At 59.1% G+C, this 17,077-nt stretch carries 14 protein-coding genes and 1 pseudogene; 1 reads left to right on the plus strand and 14 read right to left on the minus strand.

Features of this window, described 5'->3' with window-relative positions; genetic code table 11:
* Positions 1-81: 81 nt before the first annotated feature.
* Positions 82-642 carry a hypothetical protein gene (locus tag KGB21_RS08385; RefSeq protein WP_034149187.1) on the plus strand — a complete coding sequence of 187 codons (561 nt, stop codon included), beginning with the start codon at positions 82-84 and terminating at the stop codon, positions 640-642.
* A 102-nt stretch (positions 643-744) separates the two neighbouring features.
* On the opposite strand, the gene KGB21_RS29555 is transcribed toward KGB21_RS08385, so the two are convergent.
* The 14 genes and pseudogenes from KGB21_RS29555 to edd all read right to left on the minus strand — a co-directional run bounded on the left by KGB21_RS29555 (position 745) and on the right by edd (position 17,070).
* The gene (locus tag KGB21_RS29555) at positions 745-1,239 is read right to left on the minus strand and encodes a methyl-accepting chemotaxis protein (protein WP_411741345.1); all 495 of its coding nucleotides are present in this window, start codon (positions 1,237-1,239) and stop codon (positions 745-747) included.
* 48 nt (positions 1,240-1,287) lie between these two features.
* A pseudogene (locus KGB21_RS29560) lies at positions 1,288-2,064 on the minus strand (PAS domain-containing protein); the annotation flags it as partial.
* Between the two features lie 373 nt (positions 2,065-2,437).
* A complete protein-coding gene (locus KGB21_RS08395) occupies positions 2,438-3,085 on the minus strand; it encodes a peptidase inhibitor family I36 protein (RefSeq protein WP_223504706.1) in 648 nt (215 codons plus the stop codon).
* Positions 3,086-3,287: 202 nt separating this feature from the next.
* The gene (locus KGB21_RS08400) at positions 3,288-4,142 is read right to left on the minus strand and encodes a D-hexose-6-phosphate mutarotase (RefSeq protein ID WP_034149184.1); all 855 of its coding nucleotides are present in this window, start codon (positions 4,140-4,142) and stop codon (positions 3,288-3,290) included.
* Between the two features lie 274 nt (positions 4,143-4,416).
* The gene (locus KGB21_RS08405) at positions 4,417-5,763 is read right to left on the minus strand and encodes a carbohydrate porin (RefSeq protein WP_034149183.1); all 1,347 of its coding nucleotides are present in this window, start codon (positions 5,761-5,763) and stop codon (positions 4,417-4,419) included.
* A gap of 188 nt (positions 5,764-5,951) precedes the next feature.
* On the minus strand, positions 5,952-7,112 hold the full coding sequence (locus KGB21_RS08410; RefSeq protein ID WP_223504708.1) for an ABC transporter ATP-binding protein: 1,161 nt from the start codon (positions 7,110-7,112) through the stop codon (positions 5,952-5,954).
* 2 nt (positions 7,113-7,114) lie between these two features.
* On the minus strand, positions 7,115-7,960 hold the full coding sequence (locus tag KGB21_RS08415; RefSeq protein ID WP_034149181.1) for a carbohydrate ABC transporter permease: 846 nt from the start codon (positions 7,958-7,960) through the stop codon (positions 7,115-7,117).
* Positions 7,953-8,861: a carbohydrate ABC transporter permease gene (locus tag KGB21_RS08420; RefSeq protein WP_034149180.1), complete on the minus strand. Its 909-nt coding sequence runs from the start codon at positions 8,859-8,861 to the stop codon at positions 7,953-7,955. The genes KGB21_RS08415 and KGB21_RS08420 overlap by 8 nt, the downstream gene beginning before the upstream one ends.
* Before the next feature lie 157 nt (positions 8,862-9,018).
* Positions 9,019-10,320 carry an ABC transporter substrate-binding protein gene (locus KGB21_RS08425; RefSeq protein WP_223504710.1) on the minus strand — a complete coding sequence of 434 codons (1,302 nt, stop codon included), beginning with the start codon at positions 10,318-10,320 and terminating at the stop codon, positions 9,019-9,021.
* A 118-nt stretch (positions 10,321-10,438) separates the two neighbouring features.
* Positions 10,439-11,698 (minus strand): AGE family epimerase/isomerase, encoded by a 1,260-nt coding sequence (locus KGB21_RS08430; protein WP_223504713.1) that lies wholly within the window; start codon positions 11,696-11,698, stop codon positions 10,439-10,441.
* A 231-nt stretch (positions 11,699-11,929) separates the two neighbouring features.
* On the minus strand, positions 11,930-13,399 hold the full coding sequence (locus KGB21_RS08435; protein WP_223504714.1) for an ATP-binding protein: 1,470 nt from the start codon (positions 13,397-13,399) through the stop codon (positions 11,930-11,932).
* Positions 13,389-14,120 carry a response regulator gene (locus tag KGB21_RS08440; protein WP_034149176.1) on the minus strand — a complete coding sequence of 244 codons (732 nt, stop codon included), beginning with the start codon at positions 14,118-14,120 and terminating at the stop codon, positions 13,389-13,391. Before KGB21_RS08440 ends, KGB21_RS08435 begins: the two co-directional genes overlap by 11 nt.
* A gap of 176 nt (positions 14,121-14,296) precedes the next feature.
* Positions 14,297-15,247 carry a glucokinase gene (locus KGB21_RS08445; protein WP_223504716.1) on the minus strand — a complete coding sequence of 317 codons (951 nt, stop codon included), beginning with the start codon at positions 15,245-15,247 and terminating at the stop codon, positions 14,297-14,299.
* Positions 15,244-17,070, minus strand: a complete 1,827-nt coding sequence (gene edd, locus KGB21_RS08450; RefSeq protein ID WP_103406743.1) for a phosphogluconate dehydratase — start codon at positions 17,068-17,070, stop codon at positions 15,244-15,246. Before edd ends, KGB21_RS08445 begins: the two co-directional genes overlap by 4 nt.
* Positions 17,071-17,077 lie beyond the last annotated feature (7 nt).

Raw genomic sequence — 17,077 nt, forward strand, 5'->3', positions numbered from 1 at the left:
TTGATATATATGGACTTTTATATATAGGCATACTATTTGCTCCAAGCACTGCACCGCCAATACCTACAAGGTCTGCTTATCATGTTGGTCAGTGCAAAATTAAACCTGGTAACCCCACTCCCGAAGCGCCCCGGTGAAGATCTCACCGCCGAAGCCGCCGCCGGACTTCAAAGTGCGTTGACGCAAGCCCTGCAAAACAATGTGCAGGCGCAAAACGCGCAAGCCACTTCGCAAGTCCAGGAATCCGCCACTCAACTCGCCACGCAACAGGTGAGCGAAGCCACGAGAATCAGCGACAACGTTGATGAAGCGTTTGCCAAAACCCGCGTGGGTCTGCAAGCGAATAACTCGGCGTTGCCAAGTGACGTCAAGGACCGGATCGGTGACGGTTCAGCCACGTCCGAGTTCAAGGACTACATGAGCAAGACCCCAGAACAGCGGATGCGCGACGCGATACTGGCGCAGATGGGCCTGACCGAAGATGAGGTAAAAGCCATGCCCCCTGAACAGCAAGAGGCTATCGGCAAAGAGATTGCGGACCGCATGCAGGACAAGGTGAAAGTGGCCCAGGCCGAGAAAGACAACAGCAGCAGCGAGAAAAATGGCAGCCAGGTGGTCGATAAATTCCTCGCGTCGCTTTAACCAATTCCGTGTAGGAGCTGCCGCAGGCTGCGATCTTTTGATCTTAAACAATCAAGATCAAAAGATCGCAGCCTGCGGCAGCTCCTACAGGGGTCTGGGAAGTCAGTTCAATTGCAGCGTTGAATTGAACTGGCTGATCGCGTCCACCACGTGCCGCGATCCCTGTTGAATCTCCAGAATCACCTCCCCCGCCTCGTTTGCCAATTCCACGCCAAGGCCGGTTCGGCTCAGACTCGACTGCATGCTCGACACCGCGCTCAATGACAGATCGTGGTTCTTGCGCACCACATCAACGATCTCTAGCGTCGCCTGACTTGTGCGTGCTGCCAGGCTGCGCACCTCATCCGCCACCACCGCAAACCCTCGCCCATGTTCCCCGGCGCGGGCCGCTTCGATGGCGGCGTTGAGCGCCAGCAGGTTGGTCTGATCGGCAATGCCACGGATGGTCTGGACGATGGTGCCGATGATGTCGGACTGTTTGCTCACCGCATCGATGCTCAGCGCCGCTTCGTTCAAGTCCCGGGAAATGTCCTGGATGATCTGCACCGTTTGCTGCACCACCTCGGAGCCCTTGCGCGCGCAGGCGTCGTTTTGCACCGAGGTGCTGTGCGCCGCTTCCGCAGCGCTTTGCAGAGTAGTGACCTGCCCGGTGATATTGCTGGCGAACTTGACCACTTTGTACAGCCGGCCCTTGGCATCAAACAGCGGGTTGTAGGACGCTTCCAGAAACACCGTATGACCGAACTTATCCTTGCGCTCGAAACGGTGCGAGTGATATTCGCCGCGGTTCAACGAGGCCCAGAACGCCCTGTAGTTTTGCGACTCACTCTCGCTGCGATGACAGAACATGCTGTGATGCTGCCCGACGATTTCATTGAGCGAGTAATGCATGGTTTTCAGGAAGTTTTCATTGGCCGTGATGACCTTGCCATCCGGGGTGAATTCGATCACCGCCATGGAGCGCCCGATCGCGGCGAGCATGCTTGCGTTTTCGTATTCCTTGCGCGCCCTGGCTGATACGTCAGTGGCGACTTTGATCACACTCTTAACCTGCCGGTCGGGACCGAAGACCGGCATGTAACTGGCTTCGAGCCAGATCTCCTTGCCACTCTTGTCCAACCGCAAAAAGGTACCGCTGACCGGTTCACCACGGGCCAAGTCGCGCCACAACTTGGCGTACTCCTCGCTGCGGTAAAACGCCTCTTCGCAAAATATCCGGTGGTGCTTGCCGCGTACTTCATCGGCGCTGTACCCCATGACATTGCAAAAATTTTCGTTGGCATCGAGCACGATGCCTTCAGGGGTGAACTCAATCATCGCCATCGAACGACTGACGGCGGCCAACTTGGCATTGGCTTCGGTCAAGGCACAACTGAAGCGTTCAATTTCCAGCAGGTCAGCCTTGTGATGTAGGTTGAACATGGTCGTATCACCCTAAGCGCGTTTTTTTAAATGAAAGTCACGGGTCTTTCAAATCCACCACTACGTTCCACAGAACAGGCACACGCGCCCCTCCAGAAGAAGGACTTGTCAGGTGATTTTTGATGTTGAATCGGAGGGTCCCTGTCGCGACGTCCTCATCAAGACATCCTTCTCTTGATAGCCCGCAAACGGGCCAGCCCTAACGTGTTCACTGGCAAACTCCCCAGAGCTTAGCCAGTGGCGTTAGGACTACAAGGCCACTAGTCGGCCATTATCGAGGACTAAAACGGTTCATCTCCACTCGAGGTCACGCCAAGTCAAGGAGGGGTCACTTGCGCAATGCAGGAGACAGCACTCCATGCCCGTTAGCCAATTATTTTTTATCCTCTGCCAACGGCGCGACTTTGATACTCACAATCCTGTCGCCAAATTCTCCAAGATGGGCAATGAAGTATTGCTCCGTCCACGCCTCAGTTTTTTCTGCAATATTAAACGGACAACATTCATCACCAATTCCGATTTCTTTCAGAGTACTTGTCATAATTCTTCCACGGCCATCAACTCCGTCCACCCCATAAACAATCTTGGCATAAGGCTTGTAACTGTATTTCCAGGATGAGACTTGGTGACTCATGTTGTAGTCCGACAAATTGACGATACTGTTTGAACTGCTCACCACCGATACCTTTCTGCCTACATAATCCGGATGTTCCCAGACACAGAAATAGCCAAATTCGCAGGAAGTGAGTACATCACTGGCAACACCGGGGGCCGGGAAGGTGACCACGACAGCTCCGTTGTCATAAACCAGCTGGGTCGAGCTGACCTTCGTTCCGCCCTTTTTTTTCGCTAGTTGTTGATCCATTTGTTGCTGAACTACAGCCTTCTGTACATCGTCCAGTGGAGGATTGAACACCACATACTTTCCTGGGCGAATCGAATTTTCTGACGAATATAAATAGAATCCTGTGACGATGCAGGCGCCTAACACTGAGACGATAGTTAGCCATTTGATTTTCATATTGAACTCCGCACTTTGAGTTTTAACTTAATCACAAAGTACAGAGTCCAAGAATCGCAACGGATCGTCTACTGTCACAAATGACAGAAAAGACAACCGGCCCATGGTTAAAAATCAACGATTCCCGGTTACCCGTATAGCCACTTCAGCCGTCACCCAGCCGCGCCACACTTGCGTTTGCTGTTGCAGATTATCTTTTCGACTAAGCCGCCGCCCGTGCCTGCAAACTCAAATGCGCCCGTTGCCCCGGCGCCAGGCTCAGACTATCGGTGCCGCCACTCGCCGCTTCCACGCAGACGAATTCTGATATTTCGTTCCAGCTCACCCCCAGCAAAGGACGCGAGCCGGGATGCCAGACCACCGTGTCGGCTGTGTCGCCGGTATCGATGCACAGCGCCCGCTGCCAGGCATGGTCGTTGAGCTGTAATTCACCGTCATGCTGGAACACTCGCTGACAGCCGCCATCGACGCGCAACTCGCCTTCCTGCTGACATATCTGCCGGCTTAAATGGTCGTAACCTTGCGCGCCGTCGAGTCCAGACAGCGCTACCTCACCGACATCACCAATACGCCAGTAAGCGTGCAACGCCTGGCTCAACTGGCACGGCATGTCGTCCTGATGCTCGGTGCTCAGGCGCAAATCCATGCTTTCACCCAGATGGGCATGCAGCTCAACGGTCCAGTCGCACAGTTGTAATTGCCAGTGCAGACGCACGCCCTCATCGTCACTGCTGCTGTCGAGCAGCTTCCAGTCGAGTAATCGCGCCCAACCATGGGACGGCCAGGCGTTTTCGCTCGGATGACGGCCATACCACGGCCAGCACACCGGCACGCCACCGCGAATGGCGCCGACCTGCGGCCACTTCGCCGCGCACCACAGCCAGGGTTTCTGGCCCTTGGGCTGAAAGTGCAGCAACTGCGCGCCCTGGCGACTGAACACCGCCTGACACAGCGGATGATCAATCACCAACACGTCGCGCTTCTGATAGCGCTCCCACGCAAACACCGGTCGTTCGCGCAAGGATTTGAAGAAGCGTTGTAGCGGATGCTCAAGCATGTGCCACGGTCCTGAAAAACATGGAGGTTCAAACGCTTTAGTAACGAACTCACTGTGGCGAGGGAGCTTGCTCCCGCTCGGCTGCGAAGCAGTCGTAAACCCGATAAACGCGGTTTGCCAGAAACACTTGAGTCGCTGGTATTGGGGCCGCTTCGCAGCCCAGCGGGAGCAAGCTCCCTCGCCACAGGTACTCATTGCTCCCATACACAAAAAAAAGCGGACAGCCATGGCCGTCCGCAAATGCGCACATAGAGAGGAGCTTATCGCAGTCGCGTTAGAACACCGACTGAATTTTCAGGCCGGCGACCAAAGCGTTATCAACTTCATCAACACCGCCCGGGTGAGTGATGTATTGCAAGTTAGGACGCACGGTCAGCCAGTTGGTAACGTGGAAGCCGTAGTTGAGTTCGTAGTTGTATTCGGTGTCACGCAGCGGCGAGAACAGTGGATCGCTGTATTCGCTGACGCCATTGGAGGCGTTGACCAGTTCGGCGTTTTTCTTCACGTCATCGTTGACGTGGATGCGGGCGAAGCCGATCCCCATGTCATCTTTAGGACGTGCGTCAAACGGACCTTTGTACACAAACATCAGCGACTGGTAGTTGTCGACGATGTTGGTGTCCTTGTCGTGGAAAGTGGCGTTGGCCGCAATGTTCAGACCGCGAGTCGCGTCACCGTTGTGGCTGGTGAGTTGCTGTTGCGCAACGAACCAGTAGCCGTGCTTGCTGCTATGGCTGCGATAAGCGTTGCCGCTGGTGGCCGCGTTATTGCCGTTGTCGTCTTCAAGTACGTCATCGGCGCTGGCCGTGCTCTTGTAGTAACCGACACGGTATTCGCCCGGCAGTTTGTTCGGGTTAGGCAACCACACGAGTTCAACCGGCAGCACGGTGCCTTCAGTACCGCTGCCGCTGAGCTTGAAGCCGTTACCGTGTTCCAGTTGCGACGGGTTCTGGTTGTACGCGCCGATCTGCGCATACCACTCAGGCGAGATGTTGTATTTCACGCGGATCGCGGCCTGGCTGACTGGCCAGTTGTACCAGATGTTGGTGGCCCAGTTACCCACCTGGGAGCCGCAGAACGCCAGGTTCTGGAATTCGCACGGGAAGGTGTTGAAGTCTTCGCCTTCACCGAAGTAACCGGCCTTGACGTCGAGTTTGTTGTCGAGGAACTGATGCTTGATCCACAACTGGGTCAGACGGACCATGTGGCCACGACCGTAGACTTCCTGCGAGGAGCTCAGGGTGCCGGCACGCGGATCGCCGATGCGGTCGTTGGAGATGTTTTCGCCGTTACGGTTGGTGAGCTGGATCTTGGCCTGGGTGTTATCCCAGCCGAACAGCTTCTCCAGGTCCAGCGCCGCGCCCAGGCCGAATTGGTCGGCGTAGCGCGCAGTCTTGTCATCGTTGAAACCGCCGTGGAGGTTGCCGCCCACTTCACCGACGTAGTCCATTTTGATGTCGATGCCTTGCTCGATCAGCTTGGTTCGTTCGCCACCCCAATCGCCCGTCATCCACTCGGAATCGGCGCTGAACGCATCAGCCGCATGCACGCTACCGGCCAGCATCATTGCCGCAATCGCCGATAACTGGCAGATAAGCTGAGCGTTGTTCTTCTTCATCATCCCTACATCCTCGTTTTATTGTTATTAACTTTTCTTTTTCTAACGTGGTTACATCAGTTGCGACGGATAACAGGCCCTGTGGGAGCTGGCTTGCCAGCGATGGCATCAACCCGGTTCAACTGAAAACCGAGTCGGCTGCATCGCTGGCAAGCCAGCTCCCACACAATCGCATTCCGCCCATTTGATCTTCAGCGGCCTTTGAATTGCGCCACGTTGGCAGCGTGCGCCTCGGCTTTCGGCAGGCCGGCAACCCCCAAACGCTCGCCGGTCTTGGCGTCGAACAGCAGCACTTTCGCCGGATCGAATTGCAGGGTCAGGGTCTCGCCCACGGCCGGTGCAACATCGGGTGCCAGGCGGCAGCAGACTTTGGTGTCGTTGAGGTTGACGAAGACCAGGGTGTCCGGCCCGGTCGGTTCGGTGACCTGGACTTCGGCGCGAATGGTCGGCAACCCGTTAGGTTCGCCGTTGGCCAGCACGATCTGCTCCGGACGCATGCCGAGGATCACTTCGCGGTCTTCAAGACCGGCGTCCTGCATGCCCAGCGGCAACTCGCAACGGGCCTGGCCGCTGTCGAGCAGCGCCAGCAGACGACCGTCCTTGCGCTGCAAGCGCAGAGGGATGAAGTTCATCGGCGGCGAACCGATGAAGCTCGCCACGAACAGGTTGGCCGGGTTGTTGTAGATGTCTTTCGGCGTGCCGAACTGCTGGATGATCCCGTCCTTCATCACCGCCACTTTGTCACCCAGAGTCATCGCTTCGATCTGGTCGTGGGTCACGTAGACCGTGGTGGTTTTGAGGCGCTGGTGCATCAGTTTCATTTCGGTGCGCATCTCGACCCGCAGCTTGGCGTCGAGGTTGGACAACGGTTCGTCGAACAGATAAATCTTCGGCCGACGCGCCAACGCACGACCCATCGCCACACGCTGTTGCTGTCCACCGGAGAGCTGGCCGGGCTTGCGATTGAGCAGGTGCTCGATCTGCAGCAGCTTGGCGACCCGGGTGACTTCCTCATCGATGGCCGACTGGCTCATCTTGCGGATTTTCAGGCCGAACTCGATGTTCTCGCGCACGCTCATGGTCGGGTACAGCGCGTAGGACTGGAACACCATGGCGATGTCGCGATCCTTGGGGCTCATGCCACTGACGTCCTGATCGCCGATCATGATCGCGCCGCCGGTGATGGTCTCGAGACCGGCGATGCAGTTCATCAGGGTCGACTTGCCGCAGCCCGACGGGCCGACAAGGATCAGGAACTCACCGTCCTTGATCGACAGTTCGATGTTCTTCAGGGTGTCCGGCAGGCCGGCGCCATAGGTCTTGTTTACATTGCGAAGTTCGAGCGTAGCCATGATTACCCCTTGACTGCGCCGGCCGTCAGCCCGCGCACGAAATACTTGCCTGCGACCACATAGACCAGCAGGGTCGGCAGCCCGGCGATCATCGCCGCTGCCATATCAACGTTGTATTCCTTGGCCCCGGTACTGGTGTTGACCAAGTTGTTCAGCGCCACCGTGATCGGTTGCGAATCACCGCTGGAGAACACCACCCCGAACAAGAAGTCGTTCCAGATCTGAGTGAACTGCCAGATCAGGCAGACCATGATGATCGGCGTCGACATCGGCAGGATGATCCGGCGGAAGATGGTGAAGAAACCCGCACCGTCGAGGCGCGCCGCTTTCACCAGCGCATCGGGAATGCTGATGTAGTAGTTACGGAAGAACAGCGTGGTGAACGCCAGGCCGTAGACCACGTGCACGAACACCAGGCCCGTGGTGGTGCTCGCCAGACCCATCTTGCCGAGGGTGAACGAGGCCGGCAGCAGCACGGTCTGGAACGGCAGGAAGCAACCGAACAACAGCAGGCCGAAGAACAGCTGCGAACCACGGAAACGCCACATCGACAGTACGTAGCCGTTCAAGGCACCGATGGCCGTGGAGATCAGCACCGCCGGAACGGTGATCTTGATCGAGTTCCAGAAGTAACCATCAACCGTGCCCCAGGCCTTGACCCAGCCGATGCCGCTGACCACGGTCGGCCAGCTCAACAGGTTGCCGGTGCTGATGTCTTCCGGGGTCTTGAAGCTGGTCAACAGCATCACCACCAGCGGAATCAGATAGAGCATTACAGCGAGAATCAGCACCGCGTAGATCGCGATGCGACTCAGGCTGATCGCAGGTTTGGCAGCGAGACTAGTCATGACGCTTGGTCCTCAGCTCGGAGTACAGGTAAGGCACGATGATTGCGAGAATCGCACCGAGCATCAGAATCGCACTGGCCGAACCCATGCCCATCTGGCCGCGACTGAAGGTGAAGGAATACATGAACATCGCGGGCAGGTCCGAGGAGTAACCCGGGCCACCGGCGGTCATCGCGGCCACCAGGTCGAAGCTCTTGATCGCGATGTGCGCCAGAATCATCACCGCACTGAAGAACACCGGACGCAGGCTTGGCAGCACCACTTTCCAGTAGATGCGCGGCATGCTCGCGCCATCGATCTGCGCGGCACGAATGATCGATTGATCAACGCCACGCAGGCCGGCGAGGAACATCGCCATGATGAAGCCCGAGGCTTGCCAGACAGCAGCAATCACCAGGCAATACACCACGCGGTCCGGGTCGATCAGCCAGTCCAGGCGGAAGCCTTCCCAGCCCCAGTCACGCAACAATTTGTCCAGGCCCATGCCCGGGTTGAGCAGCCATTTCCACGCGGTACCGGTGACGATCATCGAGAGCGCCATCGGGTACAGGTAAATGGTGCGGATGAAGCCTTCGCGACGGATGCGCTGGTCGAGAAACACCGCCAGCAGCACGCCGATTACCAGGGTGATGCCGATGAACATGCCGCCGAACAGCGCCAGGTTCTTGCTCGCCACCCACCAGCGGTCGTTGTCGAACAGCCGTGCGTATTGCGCCAGGCCTGCCCACTTGTAATTGGGCAGGAAGGTCGAAGTAGTGAACGACAGCACGAACGTCCACAGGATGTAGCCATAGAAGCCCACCAGAACGATGAACATGCTCGGCGCCAGCACCAGTTTTGGGAGCCAGCGCTGCAATGCATCGAACGGCGAGGCCTTGCTGAACACAGCAACAGAACTCATGGGGAAATCCAGTACGAGGGAATAAAACTACATGCAGATCCCTTGGTAGGAGCCGGCTTGCTGGCGATAGCGGTAGACCAGTCGATGAATCCGTTGACTGACACTCAGCCATCGCCAGCAAGCCGGCTCCTGCACAGGGGGCCGGCGTTGCTTGCGGTTATTTGGCTGACTGAACCGCCGCGCCCAGTTTCTTGGCCGCATCGGCCGGGTCGGCTTTCGGGTCGTTGATGTAGTTGGTCACGACATCGAAGAACGCACCCTGTACCGCCAGCGTGGTCGCCATGTTGTGCGCCATGCTCGGTTGCAGGCCGCCGGACTTGGCGTCAGCCAGGAAGTCCTTGGCGGCGGTCTGGGCGCAGGAGTCGAAACCGAGTTTCTCCATGTCGTTCAACATGTCGTTACGTACCGGGATCGAACCTTTGTTGATGCTGAAGACTTTCTGGAAGTTCTCACCCAGCACGACTTTGGCGATGTCCTGCTGACCGGCAGCAGTGCCTTTGTCTTTCTGCTTGAACACCGCCAGCGAGTCGATGTTGTAGGTGAACGCCTTGTCGGTGCCCGGGAACGCTACGCACTCGTAGTCCTTGCCGGCGACTTTCTTGGCGGCGGTCCATTCGGACTTGGCCCAGTCACCCATGATCTGCATGCCGGCCTTGCCGTTGATGACCTTGGCCGCTTCCAGGTTCCAGTCCTGGCCTTTGCCGTCGGCATCCATGTAGGTCGCGACTTTCTTCAGCTCGGTCAGCGCCTTGACCATTTGCGGACCGGTCAGCGCACCGTTGTCGAGGTCAACCAGGGCTTTCTTGTAACCATCGACACCCATGACCGACAGCACAACGGCTTCGAACACGGTGCTGTCCTGCCAAGGCTGGCCGCCGTGGGCGAGCGGAATGAAACCGGCAGCCTTGAGCTTGTCGCCAGCGGCGTAGAATTCTTCGAGGGTGGTCGGGTTCTTGGTGATACCGGCTTTCTTGAAGACTTCCGGGTTGATCCACAGCCAGTTCACTCGGTGAATGTTCACCGGCACGGCCACGTAATCACCTTCGTACTTCACGGTATCGGAGACTTTCTTGTCGAGCAGGCTGTCCCACTTCTCTTCTTTGGCAACGTCCTTGAGGACGTCGGTGTCGAGCAGACCGGTCGACGCCCATTCCTGGATGTCCGGGCCCTTGATCTGCGCAACGCCTGGCGGGTTACCGGCAACGGCGCGGCTTTTCAGCACGGTCATGGCCGTCGCACCGCCACCGCCAGCCACTGCGCCGTCTTTCCAGGTGAAACCGTCTTTTTCAACTTGGGCCTTGAGTACATCAACGGCAGCCTTTTCACCGCCGGACGTCCACCAATGCACGACTTCCACCGAACCTTTGGAATCGGCAGCGGAAACACTGAGAGGCAGAATGGCGAGCGGGAACAGGGAGGCGACAGAAATGACAGTAGCGAGGCGAGAAATCGCATTCATCTGAGATGTACCTTTCTTGTTGTTATGCATGCAAGTCTGGTGCTTGCGCTGCATAAGAGTTTAAACAGGGGATGTCCCTTCGCAGGTAACGAAGGGACGCGCGAATGTCACTGCATGGTTACATAGAACCGCCCTGGGACAATTGCGCCAGAGCCGTTGCCATACTGGGTGACAAGGGTAGACGAGGGATCAGTACGGCTTGCCAGGCGTGATAAAGGTCCGGTTTGCCGGCCCAGATATCGGCACTTGGGCGGTTCAATGGGTCGAGTTCGTGATGCCAACTGCCGTCGCAGCGGTCGATGAAATGACTGTCACAGAACTCCCAAAACAGGCGGTACCAGCGCTCGAATTGCTTATCACCGGTACGCTGCAGCAGCGCACTGGCAGCCGCACTGGCTTCGCAATGGGTCCAGTGCAGGCGATGGCGAACCACCGCTTTGTTGTCCCAGTCGAGGGTGTAGACAATGCCCGGCGCGCCGTCGACGTCCCAGCCGTGGCGGCAGTTTTGCTCGAAGAGTTTTTGCGCGTCGGTGGCCAGCCATCCGGGTGTCAGCATGCCGGCCTGAACCCGCGCCGCTTCCAGATGCAGTAGCAACCGCGCCCATTCGAAACCATGGCCTGGCGTGGTGCCGTAAGGGCGGAAACCGTCGGCCGGGTTGTCGTGGTTGTATTCGCGCAGCGGCTGCCACTCGCGGTCGAAATGTTCGATCACCAGGTAGTCGTTGGCGGCGGCGTAGCCATGGATCACGCGCTCGACGATGCGCTGCGCACGGCACAGCCAGCGATTGTCGTCGGTGACATCGGCCAGGGCGAGGAAAGCTTCAGTGGCGTGCATGTTGCTGTTGGCACCGCGATACGCCTCCTCTTCACTCCAGTCGCGATTAAAGGATTCGCGCATGGCGCCCTCCTCCTCGCTCCAGAAATAAGTGTCGATAATGTCGATGGCATCGTCGAGCAAGGCCTGCGCACCGGGACGCTGCGCAACCACCGCAGAACTGGCGGCCAGCGCGACGAAGGCATGCAGGTAGGCATTTTTTCCGGTGTTGCCGTCGCGGTGTTCAGCGACGGCGAACCATCCCCCATGCAGCGCATCGCGTAACGGCCCGCGCAGGGCCGCGATGCCGTGATCCACCAGCTCGGCAAACCCCGGCAGGCCCTGAATATGGGCCATGGCGAAGCTGTGGGTCATGCGCGCGGTGTTCATGGTTTCGGCTTGGGCGTTGGCTGCAAGGTGGCCCTTTTCATCCAGATTGCCAAAGCCTTCAGGGAGCCTGGATGCCTTGGCAAACGCCAGCAGGCGCAGGCCTTCGGCGACGAGCCATTGCTGATGAGCGGGCGCGTTCAGCCAACTGCTGAAGGCCGGTTGGAAGGTGTGCATGGGGGACCTTTTTTGTTGTTATGACTGAGGGGCAGTCTAAACAACGGATGGTCGCGGGCTTGTAACGAAGGGGGCGAGTTATGTCACCAGCCTGTGACATTCACGCAGGTTTCGTGGTGATTGATAATTGTGGCGAGGGAGCTTGCTCCCGCTGGGTCGCGAAGCGGCCCCAAAAGAAGGACTGCTACGCAGTCCAGCGGGAGCAAGCTCCCTCGCCACAGGGTTTGTTTGTCAGTCCATCGATCGTGGTAGTTGCAACGTCACCCGCAACCCGCCTTCACGCAAATTCTGCAAACTCACCTCACCCCCATGACTATGGGCAATGTTGCGCGCAATTCCCAAGCCCAACCCATAACCCTGCTGCTGCCCGGCTAACCGGAAGTGCGGTTCGAACACCTGCTCCAGCCGCTGCTCCGGAACCCCCGGCCCTTCGTCATCGACATGCAGGACGAACGCACTGTCGTCGTCATCGATGTGCAGGTGCGCGTTTTGCCCGTACTTGAGCGCGTTGTCGATCAGGTTGCCGATACAGCGCTTGAGCGCCAACGGCTTCCCCGGATACGCTGCCAGCGCCCGCCCCTGTTGGGTCACGCGACCATTGCCGTTCGGTGCCAGGTACGGCTCCACCAGACAATCGAGCACGTGATTGAGATCCACAGGCTCGATGTTCTCGTGGATGTCAGTGTCCTTCACGCATTGCAGCGCGCCTTTGACCAGCAGTTCCAACTCATCCAGATCGCGGCTGAACTTGGCTTGCATCTTTTCGTCTTCGAGCAGCTCGACTCGCAAGCGCAACCGGGTAATCGGTGTGCGCAGGTCGTGGGAAATCGCGCTGAACAACTGGCTGCGCTCGGTCAGGTAACGGCTGATGCGTTCGCGCATGGTGTTGAAGGCGCGACCGACCTCGACCACTTCACTGCCACCGCCCTCAGCCACCGGCTCGACGTCGGCCCCCAGCGACAGATCCCGCGCCGCCCGCGCCAGGCGCTTGAGCGGACGGCTTTGCCAGTGCACCAACACACCAATGAACAACAGCAGAAAGCCGCTGGTGAGGACGATGAACCACACCTGCTGCGACGGCAGGCCTTGCTCCTCAAGGCTGGTGTAGGGCTCGGGCAACAGCGAGGCGATGTACAGCCATTCGCCCGGCGCCATCTGGATCTGGGTGACCAGTACAGGTGGATTCACCGGCTCCAGGGTCAGCGCGTAATGCGCCCAGGAGCGTGGCAGCTCGTCGAGCTTCAGGCCGGCGTTGAAAATCCTCAGATCTTCAGGGCTGACGAAAGTCACCGAAATATCGGTGTCATGGCCAAGGGACTGGCGCAACACTTCGTCCACCGCTTTGATCACCGCCTCTTTGCGTGGGGTGATCGGCAGCACTTCCATACCTAAGGGTTTGTCATTGAGCGTCACCACAAACCGCGTGCCGCCCATGCTGCGCAACTGGTCGAGCACCAGCGGCCGGAACGCCACCGGCAACGAACGGAAATAACTGACACTGGCGGTCATCGAGTGCGCCAGGCTGCGGGCGCTGGTGACCAGGCCTTCCAATTGCGTGGCGCGCAACTGCGAGACCCAGATCACGCTGGACAAAGCCTGTGCAAACAACACCGCCAACAGGGTCAGCAGCAACATGCGCCCGAGCAACGATCGTGGCACCGGCACCCGCCCGGCGAGTTTGCGCAGGAACTCAGTGACCATTACTGGCAACCACATTGGCTGCCAACTGGTAGCCGCTGCCGCGCACGGTACGAATCAGGCGCGGAGGTTTTTCGGTGTCGCGCAGACGCTGGCGCAGACGGCTGACGGCCATGTCGACGATGCGATCGAGCGGCATCAACTCACGGCCCCGCGTGGCGTTGCCGATGGTGTCGCGGTCGAGGATTTCCTGCGGGTGATCGAGGAACAGTTTCAACAAGGCGAAATCGGCGCCGGACAGAATCACTTCTTCGCCATCGATGTGGAACAGCCGATGGCTGACCATGTCCAGGCGCCAGTCGTCGAAGGCCAGCACTTCGCTGCCGGAACGTTCCTGGCCAAACTGCGCGCGGCGCAACAAGGCTTTGATCCGCGCCTGCAATTCACGCGGGCTGAAGGGTTTGCCGAGGTAATCGTCCGCGCCCAGTTCGAGGCCGATAACGCGGTCGGCCTCGTCGGAGCTGGCAGTAAGCATGATGATCGGCACCTGGGCCCGACGCGGGTGCTGGCGAATCCAGCGGCACAAGCTGAAACCGTCTTCGTCCGGGAGCATCACGTCGAGGATCACCAGATCGCTCGGTTCATCGTTCAGGGCCTGGCGAAAACCGGCGCCGTCGGGCGTGGTACGCACCTGAAACCCGGCACGGGTCAGGTAGGTGTCCAGCAACTCGCGTATCTCTTGGTCGTCATCGACCAACAAAATCGACTTGTTGACTGAGCTCACGGGGCGGCGTCCTTGTTGTTTGAATTGGGGCCGATTATGCCTGATGAACCTTAGATATTTGTTGCCCGTTCTGGCCCCATCGCTGGCAAGCCAGCTCCCACAAGGTTTTGTGCACATTCTGAAATACTACAAATCCTGTGGGAGCGTGGCTTGCCCGCGATGGGGGCGACACGGTTTTAAGCCTGATCCAGCGCCACTCCCGCACCAACAAGCCCCGAATACGGCGCCGTCACCAGCCACACCGGAATCCCCTTGAAGTAGTCGCTCATGCAACCCTTGTCGGCAAAGCACCGGGCGAAACCGCTTTCGAGGAAGAAATCGGCGAAGCGCGGAATCACCCCGCCCACGATGTACACGCCACCGCGCGCACCAGTGGTCAGCACATTGTTGCCGGCCACGCGGCCGAGCCAGCAGCAGAACTGCTCAAGCACTTCCAGGGCAATCGGGTCGCCCGCCAACCCGGCAGCGGTAATCGCTTCCGGGGTTTCGAGCACCGGCGTATGACCGTCCACCGCACAAATCGCCCGATAGACACGCGGCAAGCCACCACCGCTCAGCGCGGTTTCGGCGCTGACATGGCCGATTTCATTGAAGATGTGCTGCCACAGTTGAGTCTCGCGTGGACTGCTCAGCGGTAAATCGACATGACCGCCCTCCCCCGGCAGCGCGGCGAAACGATCCTCGCCCAGATCGAGCAAGGTGCCAACGCCCAACCCCGTGCCCGGACCGATCACCACTGCCGGGCGCAACGGCTCCGGCGTGCCTTCGCAGACCACGCGAAATTCGCCGGGCTGCAAACGGGCCATGCCCAGGGCCATGGCCGAGAAATCGTTGACCAGCAACAGTTGCTCCACCTGCAAGGTCTTGCAGAAACCCTTGCGGCTGAGGCGCCAGTGATTGTTGGTGAATTTGAATTCGTCGCCGCTCACGGGGCCTGCCACCGACAGGCACACCGAACCGATCGACCCAGGCGCCAGATCCAGCCCGCTCAGGTAGAGGCTGATAGCCTCTTCCGGGCTGGCGAAATCTGCCGTCGCCAGCACCTGGACTGATTCCAGCTGCTGGTTTTTCCACAACGCGAAACGTGCGTTGGTCCCACCGATGTCACCGACCAAAGCCAGTTTCAATTAAGCGTCTCCAGGGCAGAAGTAAAGGCGCTGGCGCCCTGCTCTGCGGAGCTGAAGGCCATGCGCATGAAACCAAACAGTTCGCGACCGGTGCCGATGTTGTTGCCCAACAGGCCTTTGGCCGGCGTGCGCGCTGCGAATTCTTCGGCGTCCACCTTAAGCTCCAGGGTGCCTTTGACGCCATCGACGCGGATGATATCGCCCTCTTGCACCCGCGCCAAAGCGCCGCCGACATAAGCTTCGGGGCTGACATGAATGGCCGCCGGGATTTTCCCCGACGCGCCGGACATGCGCCCGTCGGTCACCAGCGCGACTTTGAAGCCGCGATCCTGCAGCACGCCGAGGAACGGCGTCATCTTGTGCAGTTCCGGCATGCCATTGGAACGCGGGCCCTGGAAGCGCATCACCGCGACAAAATCCTTCTCCAGCAAACCGGCCTTGAACGCATCGGCCAGGTCCTGCTGATCCTGGAACACCATCGCCGGAGCTTCAACGATCTGGTTTTCCAACGCCACGGCGGACACCTTCATCACGCCACGACCGAGGTTGCCTTCCATCACCCGCAAACCGCCCTCTGGCGAGAACGCGCGGGCGACCGGGCGCAGGATGCTTTCGTCGAGGCTTTCGGTGATGCCTTCGCGCCAGACAAGTTCGCCATTGTCGAGGAACGGTTCCTGGGTATAACGGCTCAGGCCGTGGCCCAACACAGTGTTGACGTTTTCGTGGAGCAGCCCGGCTTCCAGCAGTTCGCGGATCAGGAACGACATGCCGCCCGCGGCCTGGAAGTGGTTGATGTCGGCTTTGCCGTTCGGGTAGACGTGGCTCAGGGTCGGCACTACCTCGGAGAGGTCGGCCATGTCCTGCCAGGTCAACTGGATGCCCGCCGCCATGGCGATCGCAGGCATGTGCAAGGTGTGGTTGGTCGAGCCGCCGGTGGCGTGCAAAGCCACGATGGAGTTGACCAGCGAACGCTCGTCGACGATTTCGCCGATCGGCAAGTAGTTGCCGTTCTGTTTGGTAATGCGCGTCACCTGATGCGCCGCTTCGCGGGTCAGGGCATCACGCAGCGGCGTGTTCGGATTGACGAAGGACGCGCCCGGCAAGTGCAGACCCATGACTTCCATCAGCAACTGGTTGGTGTTGGCGGTGCCGTAAAAGGTGCAAGTGCCGGGGCTGTGGTAGGAATTCATTTCCGACTCCAGCAGCTCTTCGCGGCTGGCCTTGCCTTCGGCGTAGCGCTGGCGCACATCGGCTTTTTGCTTGTTGGAAATGCCCGACACCATCGGCCCGCCCGGCACGAAGATCATCGGCAGATGCCCGAAACGCAGCGCGCCCATCATCAGGCCCGGGACGATCTTGTCGCAGATGCCGAGCATCAGTGCGCCATCGAACATGTTGTGAGACAGCGCCACGGCGGTGGACAGCGCAATCACTTCGCGGCTCGGCAGGCTCAGTTCCATGCCCGGCTCGCCCTGGGTCACGCCATCGCACATCGCCGGCGTGCCACCGGCGAATTGGCCGACGGAGCCGATTTCACGCAGGGCTTTTTTGATCAGCTCCGGGAAGACTTCGTACGGCTGGTGCGCCGAGAGCATGTCGTTATATGACGAAACAATTGCGATGTTGGCGGAGTTCATCATCCGCAGGCTGTTCTTGTCGTCGCTGCCGCAGCCGGCCACGCCGTGGGCGAAGTTGGCGCATTGCAGCTTGCCGCGCATCGGACCGTCACTGGCCGCACCGCGAATCAGTGCAAGGTAAGCCTCACGCGTGGCGCGGCTGCGGGCGATAAGCCGTTCGGTGACCTCAAGGACGCGGGGATGCATGTGTAGA

This window comes from Pseudomonas sp. GL-RE-29 (genome assembly GCF_019947275.1).
Lineage (GTDB): Bacteria > Pseudomonadota > Gammaproteobacteria > Pseudomonadales > Pseudomonadaceae > Aquipseudomonas > Aquipseudomonas fluorescens_A.

Coding starts and splice junctions, on each gene's coding strand:
- KGB21_RS08385 (WP_034149187.1), top strand. CDS start 82: ATGTTGGTCAGTGCAAAATTAAACCTGGTAACCCCACTCCCGAAGCGC.
- KGB21_RS08425 (WP_223504710.1), bottom strand. CDS start 10,320: ATGAATGCGATTTCTCGCCTCGCTACTGTCATTTCTGTCGCCTCCCTG.
- KGB21_RS08405 (WP_034149183.1), bottom strand. CDS start 5,763: ATGATGAAGAAGAACAACGCTCAGCTTATCTGCCAGTTATCGGCGATT.
- KGB21_RS08410 (WP_223504708.1), bottom strand. CDS start 7,112: ATGGCTACGCTCGAACTTCGCAATGTAAACAAGACCTATGGCGCCGGC.
- KGB21_RS08420 (WP_034149180.1), bottom strand. CDS start 8,861: ATGAGTTCTGTTGCTGTGTTCAGCAAGGCCTCGCCGTTCGATGCATTG.
- KGB21_RS08430 (WP_223504713.1), bottom strand. CDS start 11,698: ATGCACACCTTCCAACCGGCCTTCAGCAGTTGGCTGAACGCGCCCGCT.
- KGB21_RS08435 (WP_223504714.1), bottom strand. CDS start 13,399: ATGGTCACTGAGTTCCTGCGCAAACTCGCCGGGCGGGTGCCGGTGCCA.
- KGB21_RS08415 (WP_034149181.1), bottom strand. CDS start 7,960: ATGACTAGTCTCGCTGCCAAACCTGCGATCAGCCTGAGTCGCATCGCG.
- KGB21_RS08400 (WP_034149184.1), bottom strand. CDS start 4,142: ATGCTTGAGCATCCGCTACAACGCTTCTTCAAATCCTTGCGCGAACGA.
- edd (WP_103406743.1), bottom strand. CDS start 17,070: ATGCATCCCCGCGTCCTTGAGGTCACCGAACGGCTTATCGCCCGCAGC.
- KGB21_RS08395 (WP_223504706.1), bottom strand. CDS start 3,085: ATGAAAATCAAATGGCTAACTATCGTCTCAGTGTTAGGCGCCTGCATC.